The organism is Stutzerimonas azotifigens (assembly GCF_013522725.1).
Classification (GTDB): domain Bacteria; phylum Pseudomonadota; class Gammaproteobacteria; order Pseudomonadales; family Pseudomonadaceae; genus Stutzerimonas; species Stutzerimonas azotifigens_A.
This window is the reverse complement of sequence record NZ_JAAMRF010000001.1, coordinates 163957-189034: the sequence shown is the minus strand read 5'-3', so window position 1 is coordinate 189034 and position 25078 is coordinate 163957. Positions and strand designations below refer to the sequence as shown.

General features: G+C 64.3%; 19 protein-coding genes. 9 read left to right on the top strand and 10 right to left on the bottom strand.

The window, feature by feature from the left end; all coding sequences use genetic code 11:
- The first annotated feature begins 294 nt into the window (after positions 1-294).
- The 5 genes from G7026_RS00860 to G7026_RS00840 all read left to right on the top strand — a co-directional run bounded on the left by G7026_RS00860 (position 295) and on the right by G7026_RS00840 (position 6401).
- On the top strand, positions 295-2499 hold the full coding sequence (locus tag G7026_RS00860; protein ID WP_181068751.1) for a TonB-dependent receptor domain-containing protein: 2205 nt from the start codon (positions 295-297) through the stop codon (positions 2497-2499).
- Positions 2500-2695: 196 nt separating this feature from the next.
- Positions 2696-3292, top strand: a complete 597-nt coding sequence (locus G7026_RS00855) for a PepSY-associated TM helix domain-containing protein (RefSeq protein WP_181068749.1) — start codon at positions 2696-2698, stop codon at positions 3290-3292.
- A 10-nt stretch (positions 3293-3302) separates the two neighbouring features.
- A complete protein-coding gene (locus G7026_RS00850; protein ID WP_181068747.1) occupies positions 3303-3812 on the top strand; it encodes a DUF2271 domain-containing protein in 510 nt (169 codons plus the stop codon).
- A 14-nt stretch (positions 3813-3826) separates the two neighbouring features.
- Positions 3827-4759 carry a DUF4198 domain-containing protein gene (locus tag G7026_RS00845; protein WP_181068746.1) on the top strand — a complete coding sequence of 311 codons (933 nt, stop codon included), beginning with the start codon at positions 3827-3829 and terminating at the stop codon, positions 4757-4759.
- A gap of 64 nt (positions 4760-4823) precedes the next feature.
- Entirely contained in the window at positions 4824-6401 is a 1578-nt protein-coding gene (locus tag G7026_RS00840) for a sulfite reductase flavoprotein subunit alpha (RefSeq protein ID WP_258190133.1), read from the top strand.
- A gap of 32 nt (positions 6402-6433) precedes the next feature.
- Here G7026_RS00840 and G7026_RS00835 read toward each other — a convergent pair whose 3' ends face one another.
- Together G7026_RS00835 and G7026_RS00830 are read right to left on the bottom strand one after the other, a co-directional pair.
- Complete coding sequence (locus G7026_RS00835) at positions 6434-7495, bottom strand: hypothetical protein (protein ID WP_181068745.1); 1062 nt, start codon at positions 7493-7495, stop codon at positions 6434-6436.
- 447 nt (positions 7496-7942) lie between these two features.
- The gene (locus G7026_RS00830; protein ID WP_181068744.1) at positions 7943-9007 is read right to left on the bottom strand and encodes a hypothetical protein; all 1065 of its coding nucleotides are present in this window, start codon (positions 9005-9007) and stop codon (positions 7943-7945) included.
- Between the two features lie 530 nt (positions 9008-9537).
- Here G7026_RS00830 and G7026_RS00825 point away from each other — a divergent pair.
- On the top strand, positions 9538-9765 hold the full coding sequence (locus G7026_RS00825) for a hypothetical protein (RefSeq protein ID WP_181068743.1): 228 nt from the start codon (positions 9538-9540) through the stop codon (positions 9763-9765).
- A 46-nt stretch (positions 9766-9811) separates the two neighbouring features.
- Here G7026_RS00825 and G7026_RS00820 read toward each other — a convergent pair whose 3' ends face one another.
- Positions 9812-12061, bottom strand: a complete 2250-nt coding sequence (locus G7026_RS00820) for a TonB-dependent receptor (protein ID WP_181069206.1) — start codon at positions 12059-12061, stop codon at positions 9812-9814.
- Between the two features lie 156 nt (positions 12062-12217).
- Between G7026_RS00820 and G7026_RS00815 the strand changes: the two genes are divergently transcribed.
- Together G7026_RS00815 and G7026_RS00810 are read left to right on the top strand one after the other, a co-directional pair.
- Complete coding sequence (locus tag G7026_RS00815) at positions 12218-12898, top strand: Fe2+-dependent dioxygenase (protein ID WP_181068742.1); 681 nt, start codon at positions 12218-12220, stop codon at positions 12896-12898.
- Between the two features lies 1 nt (position 12899).
- On the top strand, positions 12900-13664 hold the full coding sequence (locus G7026_RS00810) for a tetratricopeptide repeat protein (RefSeq protein WP_181068741.1): 765 nt from the start codon (positions 12900-12902) through the stop codon (positions 13662-13664).
- A gap of 148 nt (positions 13665-13812) precedes the next feature.
- Here the strand turns inward: G7026_RS00810 and G7026_RS00805 are convergent, their stop codons facing one another.
- The 5 genes from G7026_RS00805 to G7026_RS00785 form a co-directional block, all read right to left on the bottom strand.
- The gene (locus G7026_RS00805) at positions 13813-14976 is read right to left on the bottom strand and encodes a type III PLP-dependent enzyme (RefSeq protein ID WP_181068740.1); all 1164 of its coding nucleotides are present in this window, start codon (positions 14974-14976) and stop codon (positions 13813-13815) included.
- 390 nt (positions 14977-15366) lie between these two features.
- Positions 15367-16524 (bottom strand): osmoprotectant ABC transporter ATP-binding protein OsmV, encoded by a 1158-nt coding sequence (locus G7026_RS00800; RefSeq protein WP_181068738.1) that lies wholly within the window; start codon positions 16522-16524, stop codon positions 15367-15369.
- A 16-nt stretch (positions 16525-16540) separates the two neighbouring features.
- Positions 16541-17194 (bottom strand): ABC transporter permease, encoded by a 654-nt coding sequence (locus G7026_RS00795; RefSeq protein WP_138409717.1) that lies wholly within the window; start codon positions 17192-17194, stop codon positions 16541-16543.
- A gap of 8 nt (positions 17195-17202) precedes the next feature.
- A complete protein-coding gene (locus G7026_RS00790) occupies positions 17203-18096 on the bottom strand; it encodes a glycine betaine ABC transporter substrate-binding protein (RefSeq protein ID WP_181068736.1) in 894 nt (297 codons plus the stop codon).
- A gap of 13 nt (positions 18097-18109) precedes the next feature.
- Positions 18110-18823: an ABC transporter permease gene (locus G7026_RS00785; protein WP_181068734.1), complete on the bottom strand. Its 714-nt coding sequence runs from the start codon at positions 18821-18823 to the stop codon at positions 18110-18112.
- A gap of 236 nt (positions 18824-19059) precedes the next feature.
- Here G7026_RS00785 and G7026_RS00780 point away from each other — a divergent pair, with 236 nt between their 5' ends.
- Positions 19060-20643: a peptide chain release factor 3 gene (locus G7026_RS00780; protein ID WP_181068732.1), complete on the top strand. Its 1584-nt coding sequence runs from the start codon at positions 19060-19062 to the stop codon at positions 20641-20643.
- A gap of 160 nt (positions 20644-20803) precedes the next feature.
- Here G7026_RS00780 and G7026_RS00775 read toward each other — a convergent pair whose 3' ends face one another.
- Together G7026_RS00775 and G7026_RS00770 are read right to left on the bottom strand one after the other, a co-directional pair.
- Positions 20804-22399 carry an alkaline phosphatase D family protein gene (locus tag G7026_RS00775; protein ID WP_181068730.1) on the bottom strand — a complete coding sequence of 532 codons (1596 nt, stop codon included), beginning with the start codon at positions 22397-22399 and terminating at the stop codon, positions 20804-20806.
- Between the two features lie 187 nt (positions 22400-22586).
- Positions 22587-24983 (bottom strand): glucose/quinate/shikimate family membrane-bound PQQ-dependent dehydrogenase, encoded by a 2397-nt coding sequence (locus tag G7026_RS00770; RefSeq protein ID WP_181068728.1) that lies wholly within the window; start codon positions 24981-24983, stop codon positions 22587-22589.
- Between the last annotated feature and the right edge of the window lie 95 nt (positions 24984-25078).

The window sequence follows — 25078 nt, the reverse complement described above, 5'->3', positions numbered from 1 at the left end:
CTTGGATCATTCCAAGCTCGCGTTGATTGGTCGTTCTCACGCTCCCGGCGTGGGAACGCAACTCGCGCCGCTCAGCATCGGTGACGCAGCACGCGCCGACTGGGGCCAAAAGGGGCTCCTTCCATAGCGAATATGTAACAGACATGTCTTGCAATAAAGCTGTAAGCGAGACGCTGCAAGGTCTCCAGCTCATTTGAAGGCTTTGCAGCGCCCGGGAACGCAACCAGGCGCTCCAACGGCGATTGCGAATAATTATCATGCGGCTCCTAATTTACATCCGAAAGGAGCTCGACCATGCCATCGCCTCTCGCCCGTTCTGCCGTCGCCGGTACGGTGCTGGGCTGCAGTCTCTGCGCCCTCGCTCAGGAAAATCCGGTCACGCTGGGCACTACGGTGGTGACGGCCTCGGGCTTCGAACAGAAGGTGACCGACGCGCCCGCGAGCATCAGCGTGATCAGCGCCGAGGAGTTGCAACAGAAGCGCTACAACAATCTGGCCCAGGCGCTGGGCGACGTGGAAGGCATCGACATCGGCCAGGGCACCGGCAAGACCGGAGGTCTGAACATCAGCATTCGCGGCATGCCGAGCCAGTACACCCTGATCCTGATCGACGGGCGCCGCCAGAACGCCGCCGGCAACGTCACCCCCAACGGCTTCAACGAAACCAGCACCAGCTTCATGCCGCCGCTGTCCGCCATCGAGCGCATCGAAGTCATTCGCGGTCCGATGTCGACACTCTACGGCTCCGATGCCATGGGTGGCGTAATCAACATCATCACCAAAAAGGTCGCCAACGAATGGGGTGGCTCCCTGACCTTAGATCACACCTTCCAGGAAAACCGCGATTTCGGTAACACCAGCAACGCAAGCCTGTACGCCAGCGGGCCGCTGATCGACAACCTGCTCGGCTTGCAGCTGCGCGGCAGCGTGTTCAACCGGGACGAGTCCGACCTGTCCTACGGCAACGGCGTCGATGTCAGCAAGCGCGGCCCATCGCCGGTCGAGGGGCGTGTACACAACCTCGGGGCGCGCCTGGATCTGACGCCCCACGAGAACCACGATTTCGCGCTCGATGTGGAGCGTGGCCGTCAGGTCTACAACAACGACGAATGTCAGCTTGGCACGCTCGACGGCCTGAACAACAGCTGCACGGCTCCTTCCACCAATGCTAGCGGCTATGCCGACGAGCTGCGCTTCGAGCGCGAGCAGGTCGCGTTGACCCACACCGCACGCCTGGGCTTCGGGACTCTGGACTCCAGCCTGATGCACAACACCACCGAAACCATCGGCCGTACCATTCCAGGCACCATCGGAACCCCGACGTCTGTGCCCGGTGCGACCGGCGGCGCCGCCCGCGAGCTGGAAACCACCAACCTCGTGTTCGATACCAAACTGGTCGCGCCGATCGGCGAATCCCATATCGGCACGGTCGGCGCCCAGTGGTGGAAGGCCGAGATGACCGATGGCATCGCCCAGACCGACTTCGAACAGAAGACCTGGGCACTGTTCGCCGAAGACGAATGGCGCCTGCGCGACGATCTGGCACTGACCCTGGGCGCCCGCTACGACGACCACGAGGCGTTCGGTGGTCATGTCAGCCCTCGCGCTTACCTGGTCTGGAATGCTGCTGACAGCTGGACTCTCAAGGGCGGCGTCAGCCGCGGTTACCGTACTCCAGACCTGAACGACCTGCATGGCGGCATCAACGGTGCTACCGGCCAAGGCGCGATCATCACCATCGGCAACCCGAACCTGGAACCGGAAACCACCACCAGCACCGAATTCGGTGTCTACTTCGACAACCTGGCCGGCTTCAATGCCAATGCCACCCTCTTCCACAACAAGTTCAAGGACAAGATCGCCGCTGGAGACCCGATCTCGGACCCACTGTGCGCAGGCAACACCGGTGGCACCTGCTCTCAGCAGATCAATGTCGACGAAGCGGTGACCCAAGGCCTGGAACTGGCGGGAAGCTGGCAGTTCGCGCCGGCCTGGACATTGAGCGCCAACTACACCTACACGGATAGCGAGCAGAAGAGCGGGGACAACAAAGGCGAGCCCCTCACCAATACTCCGGAACACCTGGCCAATGCCCAGCTGCGCTGGCAGACCACCGACCGCCTCAATCTGTGGCTGAAGAGCGAATACCGTGGCGAACGGGCGCGCTTCACCTCCGGGTACGACAACTTGGCCAATGCCAACGGCAGCTACTCCACCAACCAGTCGATCTACGACACCCTGGGCAAGAACACCAAGGCCTATACGCTGTTTCACCTGGGTGGCTCGTTCAGGGCTTCGGAGAACGTGACGCTCAACGCCACGATCTACAACCTACTGGACAAGGACTTCGTCAGGGGTCGCGCCTATACGACCTATGCCAACAACGGTGCGCCCAACGGTACCGCCTACGGCACCGACTATATCCAGAGCACCCAGTCCACCACGGGCGTGCTGGAAGAAGGCCGCCGCCTCTGGCTGTCCGCCAACTTCACGTTCTGATTCAGAACGCCGCTCCGAACGCCACCGCTCAGGTGGCGTTCTTCGTTTCGGGGCGGGACAGCGGCCAACGGCATACGGCATACGGCATACGGCATACGGTCAAACGAGAATGTATGCCGTTGGTAAATTCTTAGTATTCGCGTCGCGCCAGGCCTAGAATCCTCACCTCTTCGCGACGCCCATAACAAGGAAACCCATGCCGCGACTCTGGTTTGGCACCCTCCGCCAGTGGCACTGGATCAGCTCCGCGCTGTGTCTGGTGGGCATGCTGCTTTTCGCGATCACCGGCATCACCCTCAACCACGCCGCCAGCATCGAATCCCGCGCCCAGGTGCATCATCAGGAGGCGCGTCTGCCCGAGCCCTTGCAGCGAGCCCTGCTGGACGCGCCGCCGGCCCAGGGCCTGCCCGCGGCGCTACGCGGCTGGCTGGAAAGTGAACTGGACATCTCCCTCGCCGGGCGCGAGGCCGAGTGGTCCGATGGCGAGCTCTACATCGCCCTGCCCCGCCCAGGCGGCGACGCCTGGCTGAGTCTGGACCTGGACAGCGGCGAGCTGGAATACGAGCGCACCGACCGGGGCTGGATCTCCTGGTTCAACGATCTGCACAAGGGCCGCCACACCGGGCTCGCCTGGAGCCTGTTCATCGATGTCTTCGCCGTCGCTTGCGTGCTATTCAGCCTCACCGGCCTGCTGCTTCTGCAACGCCACGCCGGCGCCCGCCCCGGCACCTGGCCGCTGGTGGGTGCAGGCCTGGTGATCCCCGTTCTGCTGGCCCTGCTATTCATCCACTGAAGGACTCGTGATGCGTAAACACCTGCTGTTGCCCCTCGCGCTGTGCAGCACGTCGCTGATGGCGGCGGACCTGGAACTCGGCGTGGAAATCCCGCGTCTTCAGGTGGCCGAATACCATCGCCCGTACGTGGCGATCTGGCTGGAGGCGCCCGACCAGACCCACGTCGCCAACCTCGCCGTCTGGTACGACACCAAGCTCAAGGACAAGGAAGGCGAAAAGTGGCTCAAGGACCTGCGCCAATGGTGGCGGCGCAGCGGCCGCAGCCTGGAAATGCCGGTGGACGGCATCAGCGGCGCGACCCGTGCCGTCGGCGTGCACAAGCTGACCTATTCGGACGGGCAGGCGCCGTTCAAGGATCTGCCGGCCGGCGATTACCGCGTGGTGGTCGAAGCCGCCCGCGAAGTGGGTGGCCGCGAACTGCTGCGCCTGCCCTTCAGCTGGCCGCCCAGGCAGGCCGCTACCGAACTGGCCCAGGGCGAAAGCGAACTGGGCAAACTCACTCTCACGCTCAAACCCTGACCGAAGGACGCCCCATGAAACCGATGATCAAGTGGACCGCTCTCGCGCTGGCCGTCTGCCTGCCGCTCTCCGCCCAGGCTCACCGGGCCTGGATGCTGCCCTCCGCCACCGTGCTGTCGGGTGAGGACCCGTGGATCACCGTCGACGCCGCGGTCTCCAACGACCTCTTTTACTTCGAGCATTTCCCGCTGCAGATCGAAGGCATCGGTCAACCCGGCCAGGGACGCCCCGGTCCACAGACGCCACCGCCTGCCAGCGCCGACAAGGACAAGCCCGCCACCCCGCCCCAGGCGAGCGCGGCGCCCATGCGTCGCCCTGGCGCCAAACTGCAGATCATCGCCCCAGACGGAAGCCAGCAGAAGGCCGAGAACGGCGCCGTCGGCCGCTATCGCAGCACCTTCGATGTCCACCTGACCCAGAAAGGTACCTACAAGCTGGCCATCGCCAACGACGGCCTGTTCGCCAGCTACAAGGAAAACGGCGAGCAGCGCCGCTGGATGGGCACCCCCGGAGACTTCGCAGCCCAGGTGCCTAAGGATGCCGAAGAGCTCAAGGTCTCGCAGCGCAGCAACCGCATGGAAGTCTTCGTGACCTCCGGCAACCCCAGCGAAGGCGTCCTCGTGCCCACCGGCCAGGGGCTGGAGCTATCGCCGGTCACCCACCCCAACGACCTCTTCGCGGGCGAAGCGGCCGAGTTCGTCTTTCTGCTCGATGGCAAGCCCGCCGCCGATATTGAAGTCAGCGTCATTCCGGGCGGCAACCGCTACCGTGACGACCTGGCCGAGATGAAATTCACCACCGACACCGACGGCAAGGTTGCGATCACCTGGCCACAGGCGGGTATGTACTGGCTGGAATCCGAGCTGGACACGCAGCAGAACGTGATCGCCCCAGCGACCACTCGCCGTGCCAGCTACAGCGCTACCTTCGAAGTGCTGCCGCAGTAACCGGCCGGCATCGAGCCCTGCCCCCAGCAGCGGCTCGATGTCTGCGCTCCGCAGGTTTCCACCCTTGCCCGACGTCCGCTCCCGCGCTCCGCTCGCCCTCCGCCACTGGCCATGGATCGGCGCGCTGCTGCTTGCCGTTCTGCTGCTCTGGCTGCGGCCGCCGCGCGGGCTGTCGGCCATGCTCGTCGGCCTCGCCTACCTCGCGCTCTGCCTCTGGTACTGGCCCCGCCGGCATGGCGGCGCACCTACGTCGGACCCAGCGGCGCACGATCTCCTGATCCTCTACGCCAGCCAGGGCGGTCAGGCTCGTTCCCTGGCTGAGCTCAGCGCCGGGCAGCTGGCGGCAGCCGGGCTGCGAGCGCAGCTGCTGCCGCTCAACGCCTGCGATGCCGAACACCTGCAACGGCAGCGCCGCGTGCTGTTCGTCTGCGCCACCTACGGCGAAGGCGAGGCGCCCGACAACGGTGCCCGCTTCGCCCGTCAGATACTTGGCAGCGACGTCGACCTGTCGGGCCTGGAGTACGCCGTACTGGCGCTCGGCGATCGCCAGTACGCGCAGTTCTGCGGTTTTGCCGTGGCACTCGACCGCTGGTTGCGCCAACGCCATGCCTCGCCCCTGTTCGATCGAGTGGACGTCGACCGCGGCGACCCCAGCGCAGTGCGTCACTGGCAACATCTGCTGGGCCATCTCAGCGGACACAGCGATTTCGTCGACTGGCACCCAGCCCCCTATGGACGCTGGAGACTGGAACAGCGCCAGTGCCTGAACCCCGGCAGCCTCGGTGCGCCAATCCATCATTTGACGCTCGTCCCGACCAATGCGCTGCCGACGTGGCGCGCCGGCGACATCGCCGAAATCGGCCCGCGCCAGCCGGGCGCTACGGTCGAGGCCTGGCTGGAACGCCTCGGGCTGGATGGGCAGCAGCGTCTCGACGACGGCCAGCCCCTCGCTCAGCGCTTGGCCGAGCGTCAGTTGCCCGATGCGGTGGATGGCCTGCGTGGCTTGTCGGCGCAGCGGCTGGTCGAACAGCTGGCGAAGCTGCCGCATCGCGAGTACTCCATCGCCTCGGTGCCCGCCGACGGCTGCGTGGAATTGCTGGTCCGCCAGCAGTCCGGCCAGGATGGCGGCCTCGGCCTCGGCCTGGGCTCCGGCTGGCTATGCAGGTACGCCGAGCTCGGCGAGTCGATCGACCTGCGGATTCGCTCCAACCCGGCATTCCACGGGCCCGGTGACCCCACACCGATGATCCTGATCGGCAGCGGTACGGGACTTGCCGGCCTGCGCGCGCATCTGCGCGAGCGCACCGCGGGGTCGCGCAACTGGCTGCTGTTCGGTGAACGCAGCGCTAACCATGACGCCCTGCTGGACGATGAGCTGCAAGGCTGGCTGCGCTCGGGCCATCTGGCACGGCTCGACCGGGCCTATTCGCGCGAAGGGGCGCAGAAGGTCTACGTGCAGCATCTGCTGCGCGACGCGACGCAGCCGTTGCGCGATTGGCTGGAGGACGGCGCCGCGCTCTACCTGTGCGGCAGTCTCGAAGGCATGGGCCGGGACGTGCATCAGCTGCTGGCCAGCCTGCTGGGCGAGGATCGCCTGGAGTCGCTGGCAGAGCAGGGACGCTACCGCCGCGACCTTTACTGACTGCCGGCCGGCACGCGCCGGCCGCGGTTGGCTCAACGCTGGTGGATGGTCGCCTGGTTGCCGCTGCCGTTCTGCATCACGCTGGCGCTGGGGGAGATCGCCGAGGAGGCCTGGACCAGGGTGACCTGGTTGGCCATGCCGATCTGGCTGATCTGCGCATCGCCCTGATAGGACGCCTGGTCTACCTTCGCGACGTTCTCCGAGCCCACCTGCGTCAGCTCCAGATAGGCGTCGCTAGCGCCCTGGTCGATTTCCGCACGGTTGAAGTCGCCCGTCGAGCTGCCCGTGAACACGATGCGCTCCCCACCTTGAACGACATCCAGCTCGTTACCAGTGCCCACCTGGCTAAAGTCCACCTCATTGAAATGACCGGTTTGCGAAATATCCGCCCGGTTGTTGTCGCCTTTCTGCTGCAACGTGGCGCTGCCGGGGTTTGCACGGGCGCCGCCCGACTGGCTCATGTTGGCGACGTTGCCGTTTCCGGTCTGCTCAAGGGACATCACACTGCCCGCACCGGCCGCCTGGTGCACGATGTTGGCGATGTTGTCGTTGCCCACCTGGGCCACGTCGATGTCGCTGAAACCGCCCTGCGTCACCTGAACGTCGTTGTTGTCGCCGATGGAGCTCACGGTCAGGTTGTTGCGGTACCAGATCTGGTCGACCTTCACGCTGTTGTTGTTGCCTTCCTGGTACAGCACGGCGCTCGAGCCGTCGGTGAGATAGGGTTCACCTTGCTGGCCCTGCCAAAGGACGGCCTGGTTGCCGTCGCCCAGCTGGGTGATCTCGCCGAGGTTGTCGTAGTCGACCTGCTGGATGCTGGCGCTGTTGAGGTTGCCGACCTGGTCCACTTTCGCCTGGTTCTGCTCGCCGGCCTGCTCGATGTACGCCGTATTGTCGCTGCCATCCTGGCTAATGACCGAGTGGTTGCGTGTGCCGGACTGGGTTTGCTCGGCCAGGTTGCCGTCGCCGTTGAATTGCTCGATCACCACCTCGTTATCGGTACCGTCCTGATTCTGCAGCGCGGTGTTGGCGGCTAGGGCATGGCCGCTGAAGATGAGAAACATGCAGACAGCCAGTGGCTTCAGTGTACTCATGTGTACGTCCTCCTCATGATGTCGTTCGCGTGCCGCCTTGTCCTCGAGCGCTCGGGGTGGTGCCTTCCCTGGTTTCTTGCGGGCGACGGGCCTGCCGGATTGTTCGCCCGAGGCCCGACCGCGAAAATCGGCCGAACGATCCAAATTGGACGCGCATGAGACAAACGGAGAATTAGTCCCGCGCCGCTCATCGGCTGCCTCGCTGAATCGTGCTACCTGTCGTCGGGAGTCTGCGCGAAGAAGGACTAAGTTCATGGCCGAACGTGAGCAAGTCGATTCAACAACAAGCACAGTCCGACATGAGCGACCTCAGCAGGGGAGCTTCGGCTTCGCGCTGGGTCACGAGCACAGCGTCGTCACTCGGAGCGGCAGAATCGCTGGCGGAGCGGGACACTACCGCCGCGACCTTTACCGACCCGCGGCCGGCGGGCGCCGGCCTGGGCTGACTCAACGCTGGTGGATGGTTGCCAGGTTGCCGCTGCCGTTCTGCATCACGCTGGCACTGGCGCTGACATCCCAGGACGACTGGACGAGGGTGGCCTGGTTGGCCATGCCGATCTGGCTGACCTGCGCATTGCTGTTATAGGCACCCTGCTCGATCTGAACGACGTTCTCGGAGCCGACCTGGGTCAGCTCCGCGTTGTTGCCGTCCATGCTTTGACTGACCTCGGCGCGGTTGAAGTCGCCGGTCGAGCTGCCCACCAGCACGGTGCTACGCCCGCCCTGATAGGCATCCAGTTCGTTGCCGTTACCCTCCTGGCTGAAGCTCAGTTCGTTGAAGCCGCCATACTGACCAACGCTCGCCTGGTTGTTGTCGCCGTTCTGCTGCAGCGTGGCGGTGCCGGCGTGGTAACGGCCGCCCCCGCTCTGTCCCATGCTGGCCGAGTTGTTGTTGCCACTCTGGCTGACGTCCATCGAACCACCAAAGCCCGCGTTCTGCTGCTCGAAGATGACAGCGTTGCCACTGCCCACCTGCTGCAGCTGGGCTCTGCCGAAACCGCCTTGCACGACTTGCATGCTGTTATCGTCGCCTAGAGTGACCACGGTCAGATTGTTGCCGTACCAGGTCTGGTCGACCATCAGGCTGTTGTTGTTGCCCTGCTGATACAGCGCTGCGGTCGAACCGTTGAGCAGATAGGGCTCGCCATACCCCTGATCCTGGCTGAGCGCGATCTGGTTGCCGTCACCCAGTTGGGTAATCTCGCCGACGTTGTTGTAGCCGACCTGATAAACACTGGCGCTGTTGAGATTGCCAACCTGGGCCAGTTCGGTCTGATTCAACGGACCGTTCTGCTGGGTGATCGCCGTATTGGAGTTGCCATCCTGGGTGATGGCCGAGTGATTGAGATCACCAAGCTGGGTTTGATCGGCGAAGTTGCCATCGCCATTGAGTTGTTCGATCACCGCCTCGTTGTCGGCGCCGTCCTGAATTTGCAGCGCCGTATTGGCGGCCAGGGCCTGGCCGCTGAAGATGAGAAACATGCAGGCAGCCAGTGGCTTGAGTGTGCTCATTTCGATTTTCTCCTTGTGGTTTCCATTCCGCGTGCCGCCTTATTGTTCAAGCGCTTCGGGGGTGATGGCAGCCTTCCTTGCTTGATCCTTACGGGCGACGCGGCTGGCCGGATTGTTCGCTTGAGGCCTGGCCGGGAACATCGGCCGAACGATGTAAAATGACAGTTCATGACGGGCAAAAGGATTAATCCCGCGCCGTTGAGCGGCCGCCTCGTTCGAAACGTACTACCTGTCGTCGGAATGTGCGCGAAGTCAGACTATTTCCGAGCCGTACACGTTATGCTGCTGCCCGTTAGTACCCGCTGCATATCAACAAGACCGCCCACGCGGCCCCTCCTTGATGGTCACCGGCCTGAACCTTGCCGGGACTCCTTGCCTTCCAAGTACTTTCGCCAGCTGCAAGCATCCTCAAGCGATGAACTTCTTCAGCTGTCTCTGCTCCGATAAGGATCATTCTGACTGCCGCGTATGGCAGCGAATTCGGAGTTCTTCTTCGCGGCCGTCTTGGCCGAATGTGAGTACCTATAAAGATGTCGATTCAACAACAAGCACAGGCCGCCATGAGCGCCCTCAGTAATGCCTTCTTCCCGCTGCAGTGCCATATCCTGGCAACCACCCGCAAAGGGAGCTTCAGCTTTACCCTGGTCAACGAGCACGGCGTCGCCCGTCACTCGGAGCGACTGTATCCGGACCACTACCTGCACAACGACAAGCTGCAGGCGGTTATCGAACGCGCTCAGCGATCACTCAAAGCCTGACGAAAAAGCCCCGCATTCGCGGGGCTTTTTGTTGCACCAACAACCGTTAGAAATGCACGTTGGTGCTCAACAGTACCGTCCGCCCGGCCGCCACGTGGGCCATGTGCGCGCCATAGACCTGGTCGAAGTAACGCTTGTCCGTGAGGTTCTGCACGTTCAGCTGCAGGTCCAGGTTCTTGCTGACGCGATAGGCCGCCATCGCATCGTAGCGCCAGTAGTCGGGCACCTGGATCAGGTTGGCCGTATCGCCATAGCGCGAATCCACATAGTTAGCCCCGCCCCCGATGGTCAGATCCTCGGTCAGGTGGTAGGTGGTCCACAGGCTGAAACTGTTTTCCGGCGTACTCGGCACCTCGTTGCCGTCGTACAGGCCTTGCACCCATATCGGCGCGTTACGGGTGCCGACGTTGGCGGCGCCCGACTCGACCAGCTCGGCGTCCAGGTAGGTGTAACTGGCGAAGACCTGCCAGTTGCGGGTGAGCTGGCCGGTGGCGCTCAACTCCAGGCCGTCAACCCGAGTCTCGCCGATGCTTTCCTGGAAGCCGTCGGCATTGGTCACCCGCGCGTTGGTCTTCTCGGTACGGAACAGCGCGGCAGTCAGGCCGAGACGGTCGTCGAGCAGATCCCACTTGGTGCCCACCTCGTAGTTGCGGTTGTGCTCCGGCTCGAGGATCTCGTTGCTGGTGCTGAGGCCATCGGCGCCCTCCCCGGCGGTTTCACCGGACGGGTTGCTGGAGGTCGACCAGGCGACATAGACGCTACCGTTGGGCAGCGGATTGAAGACCAGGCCCAGCTGGTAGTTCCAGAAGTGGCTGTTGTTCTCCGGCCGGGTGACGCCGGTGGTTGCGACCGCCTTCTGCCGAGTCTCGTAGTCGTCGTAGCGCAGCCCCGCGTTCAGCGACCATTGCTCGTTGAACCTCAGCGTGTCGAAGACATAGGCCGCCAGCGTCCGGGTGTCGGTATCGGTGCTGGCATTGCTGCGCGCAACGGTACCTGTCCAGGCGTCCTTGGGATTAGGGTTGTAGAGGCTGGTGCAGTCACCCGATGCCAGCGTGGCCGCAGAACAGGTGGTCCCGGCCGCGCCCTGGGTCACGACGTAGGGGCGGTTGTGCACGTCGACCGCACTCGCCTCGACCCCGGTGACCAGCGTGTGCTCGATGCTGCCGGTCTCGAAACGCGCCGCCAGGTCAGTCTGGTTCACCCAGCTCCGGCTGTTGGAATTGCGGTTCTTGGACGAACGCGACACCAGGCCGTTGGCGACGTTGCCGCGCGAGTCGTCCGGATTGGTGACGATGGTGTCGAGCGTGGTGCGTGCGATACGGGTGGTGTTGGACAGGGTCAGGCTGTCGCTCAGGTCGTGCTCGAGCCGCAACGTCCCGGCATCGGTGGTGCTCTCGCGGAAATCGCGCGAGGCGAGCCCATAGAAGTTGTCGCGGTCCACGCTGACCGGCGTGCGCTTGGGGTTTGCCGCGGTGGCGACCGTCAGCGGCAGGCCGTAGTCTGGCATGTCGTCAGTTTCCAAGTGGTAGTACGACAGCGTCGCCCGGGTCGGCGTGTCGAAGCCGAAGGTCACCGTCGGCGCCACGCCCCAGCGGCTGACGTCGGCACCGTCGCGGCCGGCGACGTTGGCGTCGTGCTTCATCAGGTTCAGGCGGCCGGCGACGTTCTCGCTGATCACGCGGTTGACGTCCAGCGTATAGCGGCGGGTCTGGTCCGAGCCATAGGTGAAGCTGGCATCGGCGAAATCGTTGCGCTTGGCGGTCTTGCTGATGAGGTTGAGGCTGCCGCCGGTGGAACCGGCGCCGGTATAGGCCGAACCCGGCCCCTTGCTCACCTCGATCTGCTCGATGTTGAACACCTCGCGGGTCTGCGAGCCGACGTCGCGCAGGCCGTCGACAAAAGTGTCGCTCTCGGCGTTGAAGCCGCGAATGATCGGCCGGTCGCCCGCCGGATTACCGCCCTCTCCCGCACCGAAGGTGATGCCCGAGGTGGTACGCAAGGCATCGGCCAGCGACAGCGAACCGCTGTCCTTCATCACCTGCTGGGAGATCACCGTGACCGACTTGGGCGTCTCGCGCAGCGGCGCGGTGTATTTCCTCGATGCCGATTCGGTCTTGTAGGCCTCGGCCTGGCCGACCACCGTGACGGACTCCAGATCGACTGCGGACTCGCTTTCCGGGCGAGGCTTTGCGACAGCCTGAGCAAGCACCGGCGAAGACAACGCGGTCATCGCGACCCCTATGGCCGAAGCCATCAGGCCCGGGTATTGCAGCTTGAATTCCGGCGCTTCGCGCATGGTGAGCAGTTCCTCGAGGGTAAGGGGAGCGGCGAAAATATGCGAAACGAGAATCGATATCAATACATTTTCTTACATTTTATATACACTTCTTTCTTGCACGATGAGCCTCGCCATGGGCCATCTTTTCCGCCCCCGTCCCGCCTCCGGTGAGCCATGCTGCTGCGCATTTGCAACCTGTTTTCCCTCGACGAACTCCAGACCATCCGTAACGCGCTGAGCAACGCCGACTGGCGCGATGGCAAGGCAACCGCCGGATACCAGTCTGCCAAGGCCAAGCACAACCTCCAGCTCGCCGAAGACGATCCACTGGCACGCGAGATCAGCGAGGCGATGCTGCAGCGCCTGTGGCAACATCCGCAGTTCATGTCCGCGGCGCTGCCGAGCAAGGTCTTCCCGCCCCTGTTCAACCGCTACACCGGCGGCGGCGCCTTCGGCTATCACATCGACAATGCGGTGCGGCAGGTCAGCGCGAGCGCCGAGCGGGTGCGCACGGACCTTTCAGCCACGCTGTTTTTAAGCGAGCCGGACAGCTACGAAGGGGGCGAACTGGTGATCCAGGACACCTACGGTACCCAGCGGGTCAAGTTAGATGCCGGCGACTTGGTGCTCTATCCGGGCACCAGCCTGCACAAGGTCGAGCCGGTGACACGCGGGGAGCGCCTGGCTTCATTCTTCTGGATCCAGAGCCTGGTCCGCGAAGACGCCCAGCGCACCCTGCTCTACGAGCTGGATCAGTCGATCCAGCAACTCAACCGGGACGTGCCCGAGCACCCCTCGCTGATCCAGCTGACCGGCACTTATCACAACCTGCTGCGCCGCTGGGTCGAGGTCTGAGATGCACCTGCTCCGCGAAGAAGTCGTCAGCGACGAGCAGATGCTCAGCGAACTCGAGCGCGACCCACGCCGTGCCGCGCGGCTGATTCTCGATGCCGCCGCCAAGGACGACCTTGAGGCCCAGGCCCTGCTCGGCCAGATCCTGCTCGACGGGCGCGGCATCGAGCAGGACGCCGTCCTGGCGCACAAGTGGTTCCTGATCGCCGCACGCCGCGGCCACCCCATGGCCAGTAACATGGCCGGGCGCTGCCTGGAACTCGGCTGGGGCTGCGAGCCCGATCCGGCCGCCGCCGCCCTGCACTACCGCGAGGCCGCTCGTCGCGAGCTGGACTGGGGGCTGTACAACCTCGCCAACCTGCTGGCCACCGGTCGCGGCGTGCCCATGGACCAGGCACACGCCTTTCGCCTGTACCGCCGCGCCGCCGAGCTGGGCCACGCGAAATCGATGAACCTGGTGGGTCGTTACCTGGAAGACGGCCGCGTGGTTCCCGCCGACCCCCAGGCCGGCCATCAGTGGTATCGGCGCTCGGCCGAAGCAGGCGATTTTCGCGGCCAGTTCAGTTACGCCGCAGTGCTCATCGCCCAAGGCGACTGGGAGCAGGCACGCCACTGGCTCTTGCAGGCCCTGCAGGGCGGACACCTGAAGTTCCTGCGCAAGGCCCGCGACGAACTGCTGGCAGCGGCCCTGCCGGAGATCGAGGACATCGCCCTCGCCTATTCGCGCCGCTGCAACGAGCTGATCGGCCAAGCCACCTCACCGGTCTGAGCGTCGTCGCGCGACTCGAGCGTTCGTGCATACCCCATTCGCGGTCAAGACCAGGCGACCCTTACCGCTCCCCAGGGGCGCGAGCTTTGTAGAGCACCAGACACGAAAACGCCGCGACAGGCGCGGCGTTTCGGTCAGCGGCGGGGGCTCAGATGTAGTAGGCCTTCAGCGGTGGGAAGCCGTTGAATTCCACCGCGCTGTAGCTGGTGGTGTAGGCACCGGTGGAGAACCAGTACAGGCGATCGCCACTGGCGAGATTCAGCGGCAGGCCGTACTTGTAGTGCTCGTACATGATGTCGGCGCTGTCGCAGGTCGGACCGGCGATCACCACTTCTTCCATCTCGCCCTTCTTCTCGGTCCAGATCGGGAATTTGATGGACTCGTCCATCGTCTCGATCAGGCCGCTGAACTTACCCACGTCGGTGAACACCCAGCGCTCCACGGCGGTACGCGACTTGCGCGAGACCAGCACCACTTCGGAGACCAGCACGCCGGCGTTGGCGATCAGCGAGCGGCCGGGCTCGAGGATGATCTCGGGCAGCTCGTCGCCGAAGTCGTCCTTGAGGAAGCGGATGATCTCTTCGGCGTAGGTGGTCAGGTCGTTGGTCTTGGCGATGTAGTTGGCCGGGAAGCCACCGCCCATGTTGATCATCTGCAGGACGATGCCGTCTTCTTCCTTGAGGCGCTCGAAGATCACCTTGACCTTGGCGATGGCGGCATCCCAGACGTCGATGTCGCGCTGCTGCGAGCCGACGTGGAAGGAGACGCCGTAGGGCACCAGGCCCAGCTGCTTGGCGAGGATCAACAGGTCCAGCGCCATGTCGGTCTGGCAGCCGAACTTGCGCGACAGCGGCCAGTCGGCGGTGTTGGAGCCTTCGGTGAGGATCCGCACGTAGACCTTCGAACCCGGCGCGGCCTTGGCGATGTTGCGCAGGTCGGCTTCCGAGTCGGTGGCGAACATGCGCACGCCCTTCTCGTAGAAGTAGCGGATGTCCTTGGATTTCTTGATGGTGTTGCCGTAGCTGATGCGCTCGGGGCCGACACCGGTGGCCATCACCTTGTCCAGTTCGTAGATCGAGGCGATGTCGAAGTTCGAGCCTTTGTCGCGCAGCAGTTCGGTGATCTCGGTGGCCGGGTTGGCTTTCACCGCGTAATAGATCTTGGCGAACGGGAAACTGTTGACCAGCTCGTCGTAGGAACGGCTGATGATGCTGGTGTCGATGACGACGAACGGGGTTTCTTGTTCATCGGCAAAGGCTTTCATACGCTGGAAGGTTTGGCGCGGATAGTAATCTTCGACCTTGATCGACATGCGGGTCTCCAGGGTGGGCAAATCACGCAAAGGATTTTGAGGGGGTGCCTTACACAAGCAATCGCAAAGCTGAACGTCTAATCAGTTTCCCCACTTTGGTTCGCCTACTTCCCAAGGCATGTCGCCGAGAATCACAGTTCCTGCGCGATGAAGAACCGCAACCTCTCGTCGTCAGTACTTGAGCCGGATGGATCGTTTCCAGCATGGACGTTCGGGCGCGAACTTTAGAACCACAGCTGGCCGAGATCAATTAAAAATCCTGCTTCATTCCTTTTTTTCCAGGACGGCGAACCCCTCTCTGTTTTAACCGACAGGCATGACGTCACGATGTTCCGGATTCGAGGTGCCGCTCGCCGACCGGATGGGCAACCGGGCAGGCGATAACGGACCTCAGCTGGCGACCTGCTCAGCCGGCGAGACGATGGTGGTCTTGCCGCGCGAACGCCCGGAGCTGAGGTAGTCGGCGATCGACTCCTGGGTGACTTCGCCCAGAAAGTCGTTATCGGCGCTGAGCACCGGCAGCCAGGAGCTGTTGAACTGGTACATGCGCGAGAGGAGGATGCGTAGATGCTCGTCGAACGCGGCGGTGGCGGTGAACGGCCTGATGAACGCCTCGATCGCGCCGCTCTGCCCGCGCAGCTCGCGGCGGCGGATGAAGCCCAGGGCCTTGTTAGCCCCGTCGGTCACTACCAGGTAGCGGCGATCGGACTCCTCCATCAGCTCCAGCGCGTCGGGCACCGGCAGTTCGGGGCGCACCGATGGCGCATTGTCGGCGGCGTCTTCGGCGCGGATCAGCAGCAGGCGTTTCAAGGTCGCATCCTGGCCGACAAAGCTGGCGATGAACTCATCCTTAGGATGCGCCAGCAGCGTGTCCGGATGGTCGAACTGCACCAGCTTGCCGGCGCGGAACACGGCGATACGGTCGCCCAGCTTGATCGCCTCGTCGATGTCGTGGCTGACCATGATCACCGTCTTGTTCAAGGCCCGCTGCATCTGGAAGAACTCGTTCTGGATGGCGTCGCGGTTGATCGGGTCGACCGCGCCGAAAGGCTCGTCCATCAGGAGCAGCGGCGCGTCGGCGGCCAGCGCGCGGATCACCCCGATACGCTGCTGCTGGCCCCCGGAAAGCTCGCGCGGATAGCGCTTGAAGTACTGCTTGGGGTCGAGCTGGACCATGCTCATCAGCTCCATCGCCCGCTCGTGGCACTTCTTCTTGTCCCAGCCGAGCAGCTTGGGCACCACGGTGATGTTTTCCTCGACAGTCATGTTGGGGAACAGGCCGATCTGCTGGATCACGTAGCCGATGTTGCGCCGCAGGGCCACCTCATCAAGGCCGGTGGTGTCTTCGCCGTTGATCAGCACGCGCCCGGAGGTCGGCTGGATCAGGCGGTTGATCATCTTCAGCGTGGTGCTCTTGCCGCAACCTGAAGGGCCGAGAAACACACAGATTTCGCCTTCGTTGACGGTCAGACTGACGGCATCGACCGCAGTCACGTCCTTGCCGTCCTTCTGCTTGAAGGTCTTGGTCAGCTTGTCGAGTTCAATCATGTGCTGTCTCCGGCGCTCAGGTGCGCAGCCCCTTGGGGGTCAATGTACGTTGCAGCCACTGCAGCAGCAGGTCGGCGATGATCGCGAGGATGCTCACGATGATGGCCCCGACGATGAGCTGGCCCATGTCGCTGCGGCTGATGGCGGTGAGGATCAGCTCGCCGAGGCCACCGGCGCCGATCACCGCGGCGATGGTCATCACCCCGATGTTCATCACCACCGCCGTGCGCACGCCGGCGAGAATCACCGGCACGGCCAGCGGGATGTCGACCATCCGCAGGCGCTGCCAGAAGGTCATGCCGATGCCCTTCCCCGCCTCCCGGATGCCCGGTTCGACATTGGTCAGCGCCAGGTAGGTGTTGCGCAGGATCGGCAGCAGCGAATAGAGAAAGGCGGCGGTGACCGCCGGCAACGGGCCCAGGCCCTGCCCGATCTTCGAGTACAGCGGCAGCATCAGGCCGAACAGCGCGATGGACGGGATCGTCAGTACCACCGTCGCGGCGCCCTGCAGCGGCCCGGACAACCAGGGAAAGCGCGTCATCGCCACCCCGAGCGGCACGCCGGCGAGGATCGCCAGGCCGACCGCCACGCCGACCAGCGCGATGTGCTGCAGGGTCAGGGTGCCGACCTGGCCCCAGTCCATGTAGGTGAACGTCGATAACCAGTCCATGGGGCTCCTTAGATCAGCTTGTGCTCGCGCAGAAAATCAGCCGCCACCGCGGCGGGCGTCTCGTGGCCGATGTCCACCCGTGCGTTCAATGCGCGCATGGTGTCGTCATCGAGCAGCCGGGCCAGTGATGCCAGCAACTCGGCCAGTTCCGGGTTGGCCTCGAGCACGTCGCGACGCACCACGGGCGCCGCGGTGTAGTCTGGGAAGTACTGCTTGTCGTCCTCGAGCAGGTGCAGGTCGAAGGCATCGAGCCGGCCATCGGTGGTGTACACCAGGCCGGCATAGACCTGCGCGTTGCGCAGCGCGGTATAGACCAGCCCGGGGTCCATTTGCCGGACCTCGTTGCGGGTCAGCACCAGCTCGTAGCGCTTGGCCAGCGGCGCCAACCCATCGGGACGGTTGGCGAACTCGATGTCGAAGGCGATCAGGTGGGGCTCGTCGGTCGCATTGACCACTCGCGCCAGGTCGCTGATGGTGCGCACGCCGTCGCGCTCGGCGATTTCGCGCGGCACCGCCAGCGCGTAGGTATTGCTGAAGCGCGACGGCTCGAGCCAGATCAGGCCTTTGGCCGCATCCAGCTCGCGGACGCGCTCGAGCGACGCTTCCGGACCCAGCACCTCGGTCTGCTGGTTGTAGGCGAACAACGAGGTGCCGGTGTATTCCCAGTTCAGGTCCAGCTCGTTGTTTTCCTGTGCACTGCGCGCCACGGTGCTGCCCAGCCCGGCCACCACGCGGGTGCGATACCCCTTGCTCTGCAGGTATTGGGCGGTCATCTGGGCGAGGATGCGTTGCTCGGAAAACACCTTGGCGCCGATGCGGATCAGCGGCTTTTCCTGAGCCGCGACGACCCCACCGGCCAAGGCCAGGAACAACGTCGCGCAGAGCAGCAAATATCGTTTCATTATTGCGCCATCCTTAGCGGGCCAGGCCGCGTTCGAGCCACAGGCGGCTGCTCAGGCTGACCAGCCCGTCGAGCAGCAGCGCCAGCAGCGCCGTGGTAGCCGCGCCGAGCAGCAGCAACGCCTGGTTGTTCAGCGCGATGGCCGGAAAGATCAGGCTGCCCAGGCTGTTGGCGCCAATGAGAAACGCCAGCGGCGCGGTGCCGACATTCAGTGCCAGCGCCACGCGCACGCCTCCGACGATGATCGGCACCGCATTGGGCAGCTCGACCCGCAATAGCACCTGGCTCGGGGTCATGCCGATGCCGCGGGCCGCCTCCTTCAGCGAGCCCGGGACGTTCTTCAACCCCTCGTAGGTGTTGCGCACGATGGGCAGCAGCGAGGCGAGAAACAACGCGAAGATCGCCGGTCCGTTGCCGATGCCCAGCACGCCGAGGGCAATCGCCAGCACCGCCAGCGGCGGAATCGTGTTGCCGATGTTGAAGATCTGCATGAAGCGTTCGGCGCTGCGGGCCATGAACGGCCGGCTGAGCAGCACCCCGACCGGAATGCCGAGCAGCAGCGCCATGAGCATCGAGGCGCCGACCAGCAGCAGGTGCGATTGCAGGTAGAACAGCAGGTCGCCGCGCGAGTCGCGCAGGGTCTCCAAACCTATCCAGTGAACCAGCAGCGCCAGTACCACGACGAGGCCTGCCAGCCCGGCGAGCAGCTTGCCGGTGGTCTTGCTCATGACGACTCCCTTCGAACCCGCGCGCCGATCCGCAGGCATGTTCTGATGGGCGCGGCCCGCCTGGAAGGCGCAACCGCTTGATTCTCCGACGGCATTTGCCGTCAAGAGGTTCCACCGGCATCTCATGCCGTGGGCCTCGACGTCACGTCGGACGGGCACAGCGACCACCGCGGGGCATGGGCTTTTGCCGTATACTTGCCGGCTTTTTCCGACACGCCTTAGATACCGGGACCGCCATGACCACCCAGGCCGCCGAAGTCGCGAAACGTCGCACGTTCGCCATCATTTCCCACCCCGACGCGGGCAAGACCACCATCACCGAAAAATTGCTGCTGATGGGGCAGGCGATCACCGTGGCCGGCACGGTCAAGTCACGCAAATCCGACCGCCATGCCACCTCCGACTGGATGGAAATGGAAAAGCAGCGCGGCATCTCCATCACCACCTCGGTGATGCAGTTCCCCTACCGCGAGCACATGATCAACCTGCTCGACACCCCCGGCCACGAAGACTTCTCCGAAGACACCTACCGCACCCTGACCGCGGTGGACTCGGCGCTGATGGTGCTCGACGGCGGTAAAGGCGTCGAGCCGCGCACCATCGCCCTGATGGACGTCTGCCGGCTGCGCGACACACCCATCGTCAGCTTCATCAACAAGCTCGACCGCGACATCCGCGACCCCATCGAGCTGCTCGACGAGATCGAGGCGGTACTGAAAATCAAGGCGGCTCCCATCACCTGGCCGATCGGCTCGTACCGCGACTTCAAGGGCGTCTACCACCTCTCCGACGACCGCATCTACGTCTACACGCCGGGCCACGGCCACGAGCGCATCGAGACCCGTGTGATCGAGAAGCTCGACTCCGACGAGGCCCGCAACCACCTGGGCGACCTCTACGAGCGCTTCGTCGAGGAATTGGAGTTGGTGCAGGGCGCCTGCCATGAGTTCGACCAGGACGCCTTCATCCGCGGCGAAATGACCCCGGTGTTCTTCGGCACCGCGCTCGGCAACTTCGGCGTCGACCAGGTGCTCGACGCGGTGGTCGACTGGGCGCCTCGCCCCCTGTCGCGCGCCGCCAACGAGCGGGTGGTCGAGCCGGTGGAGGAGAAGTTCTCCGGCTTCGTGTTCAAGATCCAGGCGAACATGGACCCCAAGCACCGCGACCGCATCGCCTTCATGCGCATCTGCTCGGGCAAGTACGAAAAGGGCATGAAGCTGCGCCATGTGCGAATCAAGAAGGACCTGAAGATCGCCGACGCGCTGACTTTCTTCTCCAGTGAGCGTGAGATGCTCGAAGAGGCCTGGGCCGGCGACATCATCGGCCTGCACAACCACGGCACCATCCAGATCGGCGATACCTTCACCGAAGGCGAAAACCTGGGCTTCACCGGCATCCCACACTTCGCGCCGGAACTGTTCCGCCGGGTGCGACTGAAGGATCCGCTGAAATCCAAGCAGCTGCGCCAGGGCTTGCAGGAACTGGCCGAAGAAGGCGCCACCCAGGTGTTCTTCCCCGAGCGCAACAACGACATCGTGCTGGGCGCGGTCGGTGTGCTGCAGTTCGATGTGGTCGCCAGCCGCCTGAAAGAGGAATACAAGGTCGAGTGCGCCTACGAGGCGATCAACGTCTGGTCGGCTCGCTGGATCGAGTGCGACGACAAGAAGAAGCTCGAAGACTTCAAGAACAAGGCCTACGAGAACCTCGCCATCGACGGCGGCGGCCACCTCACCTACCTAGCGCCCACCCGCGTCAACCTGAGCCTGATGGAAGAGCGCTGGCCCGAAGTGAAATTCCGCGCCACGCGGGAACATCACTAGCAGTCGCCCGCGCTGACGCGAATCTTCTGGGCAGGCGTGTGCAAGCACGGCGCCCCTCGCCCAGAAGATCCGTATCCATCACACATCACTGCCGCAGCGGCTTCGCTTCGCCTGGATGCCAATAGAGACCTGCCCGCTGCCGATGCGTGCGGCTTGAGCCTCAGGCGCGCTGAGGCTCCAGGGTCTTGGAAAACACCGCGGTACCGTCGATGTCCCGAAGGGTGACGCTCAGGGCACCGCTGCGCGAATCGATCTCCACCTCTCCAAAAAACTGGAAGCCGGCATAGGGCGATGCGTTGGCGGTCGGAGGGGCTTTCTGGAACACCACCTGCGGGCCAAAGGTCGCGTCCAGCGGATTGGGCCCGAAGCTGCCAGCATTGAGCGGCCCGGCGACAAACTCCCAGAACGGGTCGAACTCCTGAAAGGCCGCGCGATTGGGGTGATAGTGGTGCGCCGCACAGTAGTGCACATCGGCGGTCAGCCACAGGGTATTACGGACCCGATAGCGGCGGATGAAGCCAAGCAGATCGGCGATCTCCAGTTCGCGGCCACGCGGCGGGCCGTCCTGCCCGTTGGCGATCGCTTCCCAACGCGGGCGCCCGGCTTCATCGGTGCCGTCGGGCACATGCAGCCCAATGGGCATATCGGCGGCGATGACCTTCCATGTCGCCCTTGAATGACGCAATTCGCTCTTGAGCCAGGTCAGCTGCTCGGCCCCGAGGAACGCGGTATCTGGCCCCTGCGCTTGCTGAAGGTTGTGTGTGTTGGGGCCGCGATAACTGCGCATGTCCAGCACGAACACATCCAGCTGTGGCCCATAGGCGATCTTGCGATAGACGCGTCCGGATGCATCGCGACCTTCCAGTCGCATGGGGGCGTACTCCAGAAACGCCTGGCGACCGCGACGGGCCAGCAGGTCGATATCCCTGACCTGGTAGCGCCCGTCCAGCTCCTTGCCGGGGGACCAGTTGTTGGTGACCTCATGGTCGTCCCATTGCCAGATCTGCGGCACCTCGGCATTGAACTGGCGCAGGTTGTGGTCAAGCAGGTTGTAGCGGTAGTTGCCGCGAAACTCGTCCAGTGTCTCAGCGACCTTCGTCTTGGCTTCAGTGACGATGTTGCGCCACAGACGCCCGTCCTCGGCGGTCACCTCAGCCTGTATCGGGCCGTCGGCGTAGATGGCGTCGCCGCTCTGGATGAAGAAGTCAGGCCGACGCTGACGCATGGCTTCGTATATGCGCATGCCACCGAAATCGGGGTTGATTCCCCAGCCCTGGCCGCAGGTGTCCCCACCCCAGACGAATCGGATATCCCGCGCCCGCTTGGGCGCCGTGCGCAGATGCCCCAACCAGGGTTCGCTGCGCACATGATCCCTGGCGTCCTCGAAGTAGGCTCGGTAGAAGATCGACTGGTCCGATGGCAGGCCGCGCAGGTCCAGGCGCACCGTGTAGTCGAGGCGCTCATCGGTCGGTCGCGAAACCATCCGCCGCGCATTGCCGAACCCACTGGTGGTGTCCCACTCCACCACCAGCCGAGCCGGCCGATCACAGCGGCTCCAGATCATTGCACGATCGGCCAGTACATCGCCGGACTGCACGCCGTCGGTCATCCAGGGACGCGCCGTAGGCGCCGCGACGATGGCAGGCGATACTCCCAGCGCCGGCAGTGCGAGTCCCGCACCGATGCCTTGAACGAGACGGCGGCGTATGGGGTCCGGTTCAGCAAGCACTGGCTCGGTTACGGTCGGTTCGGTCATGGTGGTCCCTCCAACGTTTGCCCGTTGAGAAGGGTTTAAGCGACACGCTTGACAGAACCGTGACGCACCGACGAACGGCGACCGGGGAAACCGCACTCAGGCGTGGCGTCGAGCCAGCCTCAGGCCCTGAAGACGCCGCTCACAGCAACGCCTTCGCACAGGCCAGGGTGGATGAACCGCTCTTAAGCTACTGCCCCTCCTCCAGCGTCCACGCCACGACCGAATCGCCGATCTTCGTGCCGAACGAGCCATGTCCGCCGGCCATCTGCACCACGTACTGCTTGCCGGTCTTCTCCGACACATAAGTCATCGGCGTAGCCTGGCCACCAGCCGGGAGCCGTCCTTTCCACAGTTCCTTGCCGGTCTGCAGGTCGTAGGCGCGCAGGTAGTAGTCCAGGGTGCCGCTCATGAAGGCCACGCCTCCGGCCGTGACGATCGGGCCGCCCAGCGCAGGCGTGCCGACCCGCAGGGGAATGCCCAGCGGCGCACTGTCGCGGCTGGTGCCGTTCTTGTGCATCCAGACCTTCTGCATGGTGCGCAGATCGACTGCCGTGACGTAACCCCACGGCGGCGCTTGGCATGGCAGCCCGAGCATTGAGAGCAAGGGTTGCAGCCGCACCATATAAGGCGCGCCGAGGTTCGGCTGCAGGCCGGTTTCGCCGCCGCCGGTGCGCTCGTCGGGATCGACTTCGCTGCGCTTGACCATCTGCGAGATGAACGCCAGGTAATTGGGCGCGCCGAACAACAGCTGGCGGCTCGGATCGACCGCCACCGAGGGCCAGTTGAAGGTCCCGACGTTACCGGGATAGATCAGCGAGCCCTGCTCGGACGGCGGCGTGAAGTCGCCCTCGTAGCGCAGCTTGCGGAACTGGATGCGGCACATCATCTGGTCCAGCGGGGTGCCGCCCCACATGTCGCGCTCGTACAGCGGCTCGTCCGGCGCATAGCTGAGCGCAGACATCGGTTGCGTCGGCGCGGTGTAATCGCCCTGGACGGTACCTTGCGGCACCGGACGCTCTTCCACCGGCACGATCGGCTCGCCGGTGCGTCGGTCCAGCACGTACAGATCGCCACGCTTGGTCGGCTGGATGATCGCCGGCACTCGGCCCTGCGGCGCGTCGATATCCACCAGGATCGGCTGCGACGGCAGGTCCCGGTCCCAGAGGTCGTGATGGATGGTCTGGAATTCCCAGCGCACCTGGCCGGTATCCAGATCCAGCGCGACCAGGGTCGCCGTGAAGCGCTCGGCCTCGGGAGAGCGCGGGACGCCCCATTGGTCCGGCGTCTGGTTGCCGGTCGGAATGTAGACCAGGCCGAGCGACTCGTCGGCCGTGGCGATGGTCCAGGAGTTGGGTGTGCTGCGTACGTAGGTCTCGCCCGGTGGCAGCGGCTCGGTGGCGTCCGGATTGCCCGGGTCGAAATTCCACACCAGCTGACCGCTGCGCACGTCGTAGGCGCGAATCACGCCGCCGGGCGAATCCACCGCGCCGTTGTCGGTGATCGAGCCGCCGACGATCACCAGTCTTTCGGTCACAACCGGCGGAGAGGTGGGCAGGTAGACGCCCAGCGCGTCGTCACCCAGCCCGACCTTCAGGTCCACCACGCCGGCGTTGCCGAAGTCTTCGCAGGGCTTGCCGTCCTCCACGTCGAGGGCGATCAGGGTGCCGTCGTTGGTCGGCAGGAACAATCGGCGCTCGCAGCGCGCGGCAGGCTGCGGGCTGGTCGCCGTCGCACCGCCATAGCGGGTCGCGTCGTGGAAGGCCAGGCCACGGCAGGTCATGTGCTGGTAGTACTCGGCTTTACGGTTGATGCTCGGATCGAAGCGCCAGCGCTCCTCGCCGGTGTCGGCATCCAGCGCGATGGCGATGCTGTGCGGGGTGCAGATATACAGCGCGTCGCCGATCTTGAGCGGCGTGACCTGGTTGGTCAGCTCGCCCGGGTCGCCTTCGCCCGGCAGATCGCCGGTGTGGTATTCCCAGGCCTTTTCCAGCTTGTCGACGTTTTCTGGAGTGATCAGATCCGCAGTCGAATAGCGGACCCCCCGGTCCGAGCCGCCATAGGCCGTCCAGGCGCTGGCGGAACGATCGGCCTGCCCGTCCGGGCTGATGCCCTGCATCTGCGCGTCGCTGAACTGGCCCTCGATCGAATGGTAGTCCTGGGTCAGCGAATAGACGGCCATCAGCGCGCCGGCCAGCAGCCCCACGCCGAGCAGGCCGCTGGCACCGTCGCGCCAGGTGCGGCGGTCGCCCACGTGGCGGTTGACGAAGGGCAGGATCAGCCAAAGCCCCAGGAGGCACCAGAGATCGATGCGCGGCGCCAGCTGCCACCAGTCGAACCGCACCTCGTAGATCGTCCAAGCCAGCGTCCCCAGCAGCAGCACCGCGTACACCCAGAGCGCCGCCCGACGCCGGGTGAACAATAGGCCAGCCACTACCAGCAACCCGATACCGGCGATCAGGTAGTACCAAGAGCCACCCAATGCCGCGAGATAGGCACCACCCGCCGCCATGATGATGCCCAGCACCAGCACTATCAGGGCGGTCAGGGTGATCCGCAGCGGTCGGGCCTCGTGTTCGGTGGTCATCAGCACGCTCCTGCTCGTTCGGTTGAGGCGAATGGGCGAAGCGAAACGTTTTGATACACCTCACCCCGCTATGGATGGATGCAGCGATCCGGCCT

Coding starts and splice junctions, on each gene's coding strand:
- G7026_RS00860 (WP_181068751.1), top strand. CDS start 295: ATGCCATCGCCTCTCGCCCGTTCTGCCGTCGCCGGTACGGTGCTGGGC.
- G7026_RS00855 (WP_181068749.1), top strand. CDS start 2,696: ATGCCGCGACTCTGGTTTGGCACCCTCCGCCAGTGGCACTGGATCAGC.
- G7026_RS00850 (WP_181068747.1), top strand. CDS start 3,303: ATGCGTAAACACCTGCTGTTGCCCCTCGCGCTGTGCAGCACGTCGCTG.
- G7026_RS00845 (WP_181068746.1), top strand. CDS start 3,827: ATGAAACCGATGATCAAGTGGACCGCTCTCGCGCTGGCCGTCTGCCTG.
- G7026_RS00835 (WP_181068745.1), bottom strand. CDS start 7,495: ATGAGTACACTGAAGCCACTGGCTGTCTGCATGTTTCTCATCTTCAGC.
- G7026_RS00830 (WP_181068744.1), bottom strand. CDS start 9,007: ATGAGCACACTCAAGCCACTGGCTGCCTGCATGTTTCTCATCTTCAGC.
- G7026_RS00825 (WP_181068743.1), top strand. CDS start 9,538: ATGTCGATTCAACAACAAGCACAGGCCGCCATGAGCGCCCTCAGTAAT.
- G7026_RS00820 (WP_181069206.1), bottom strand. CDS start 12,061: ATGCGCGAAGCGCCGGAATTCAAGCTGCAATACCCGGGCCTGATGGCT.
- G7026_RS00815 (WP_181068742.1), top strand. CDS start 12,218: ATGCTGCTGCGCATTTGCAACCTGTTTTCCCTCGACGAACTCCAGACC.
- G7026_RS00810 (WP_181068741.1), top strand. CDS start 12,900: ATGCACCTGCTCCGCGAAGAAGTCGTCAGCGACGAGCAGATGCTCAGC.
- G7026_RS00805 (WP_181068740.1), bottom strand. CDS start 14,976: ATGTCGATCAAGGTCGAAGATTACTATCCGCGCCAAACCTTCCAGCGT.
- G7026_RS00800 (WP_181068738.1), bottom strand. CDS start 16,524: ATGATTGAACTCGACAAGCTGACCAAGACCTTCAAGCAGAAGGACGGC.
- G7026_RS00795 (WP_138409717.1), bottom strand. CDS start 17,194: ATGGACTGGTTATCGACGTTCACCTACATGGACTGGGGCCAGGTCGGC.
- G7026_RS00790 (WP_181068736.1), bottom strand. CDS start 18,096: ATGAAACGATATTTGCTGCTCTGCGCGACGTTGTTCCTGGCCTTGGCC.
- G7026_RS00785 (WP_181068734.1), bottom strand. CDS start 18,823: ATGAGCAAGACCACCGGCAAGCTGCTCGCCGGGCTGGCAGGCCTCGTC.
- G7026_RS00780 (WP_181068732.1), top strand. CDS start 19,060: ATGACCACCCAGGCCGCCGAAGTCGCGAAACGTCGCACGTTCGCCATC.
- G7026_RS00775 (WP_181068730.1), bottom strand. CDS start 22,399: ATGACCGAACCGACCGTAACCGAGCCAGTGCTTGCTGAACCGGACCCC.
- G7026_RS00770 (WP_181068728.1), bottom strand. CDS start 24,983: ATGACCACCGAACACGAGGCCCGACCGCTGCGGATCACCCTGACCGCC.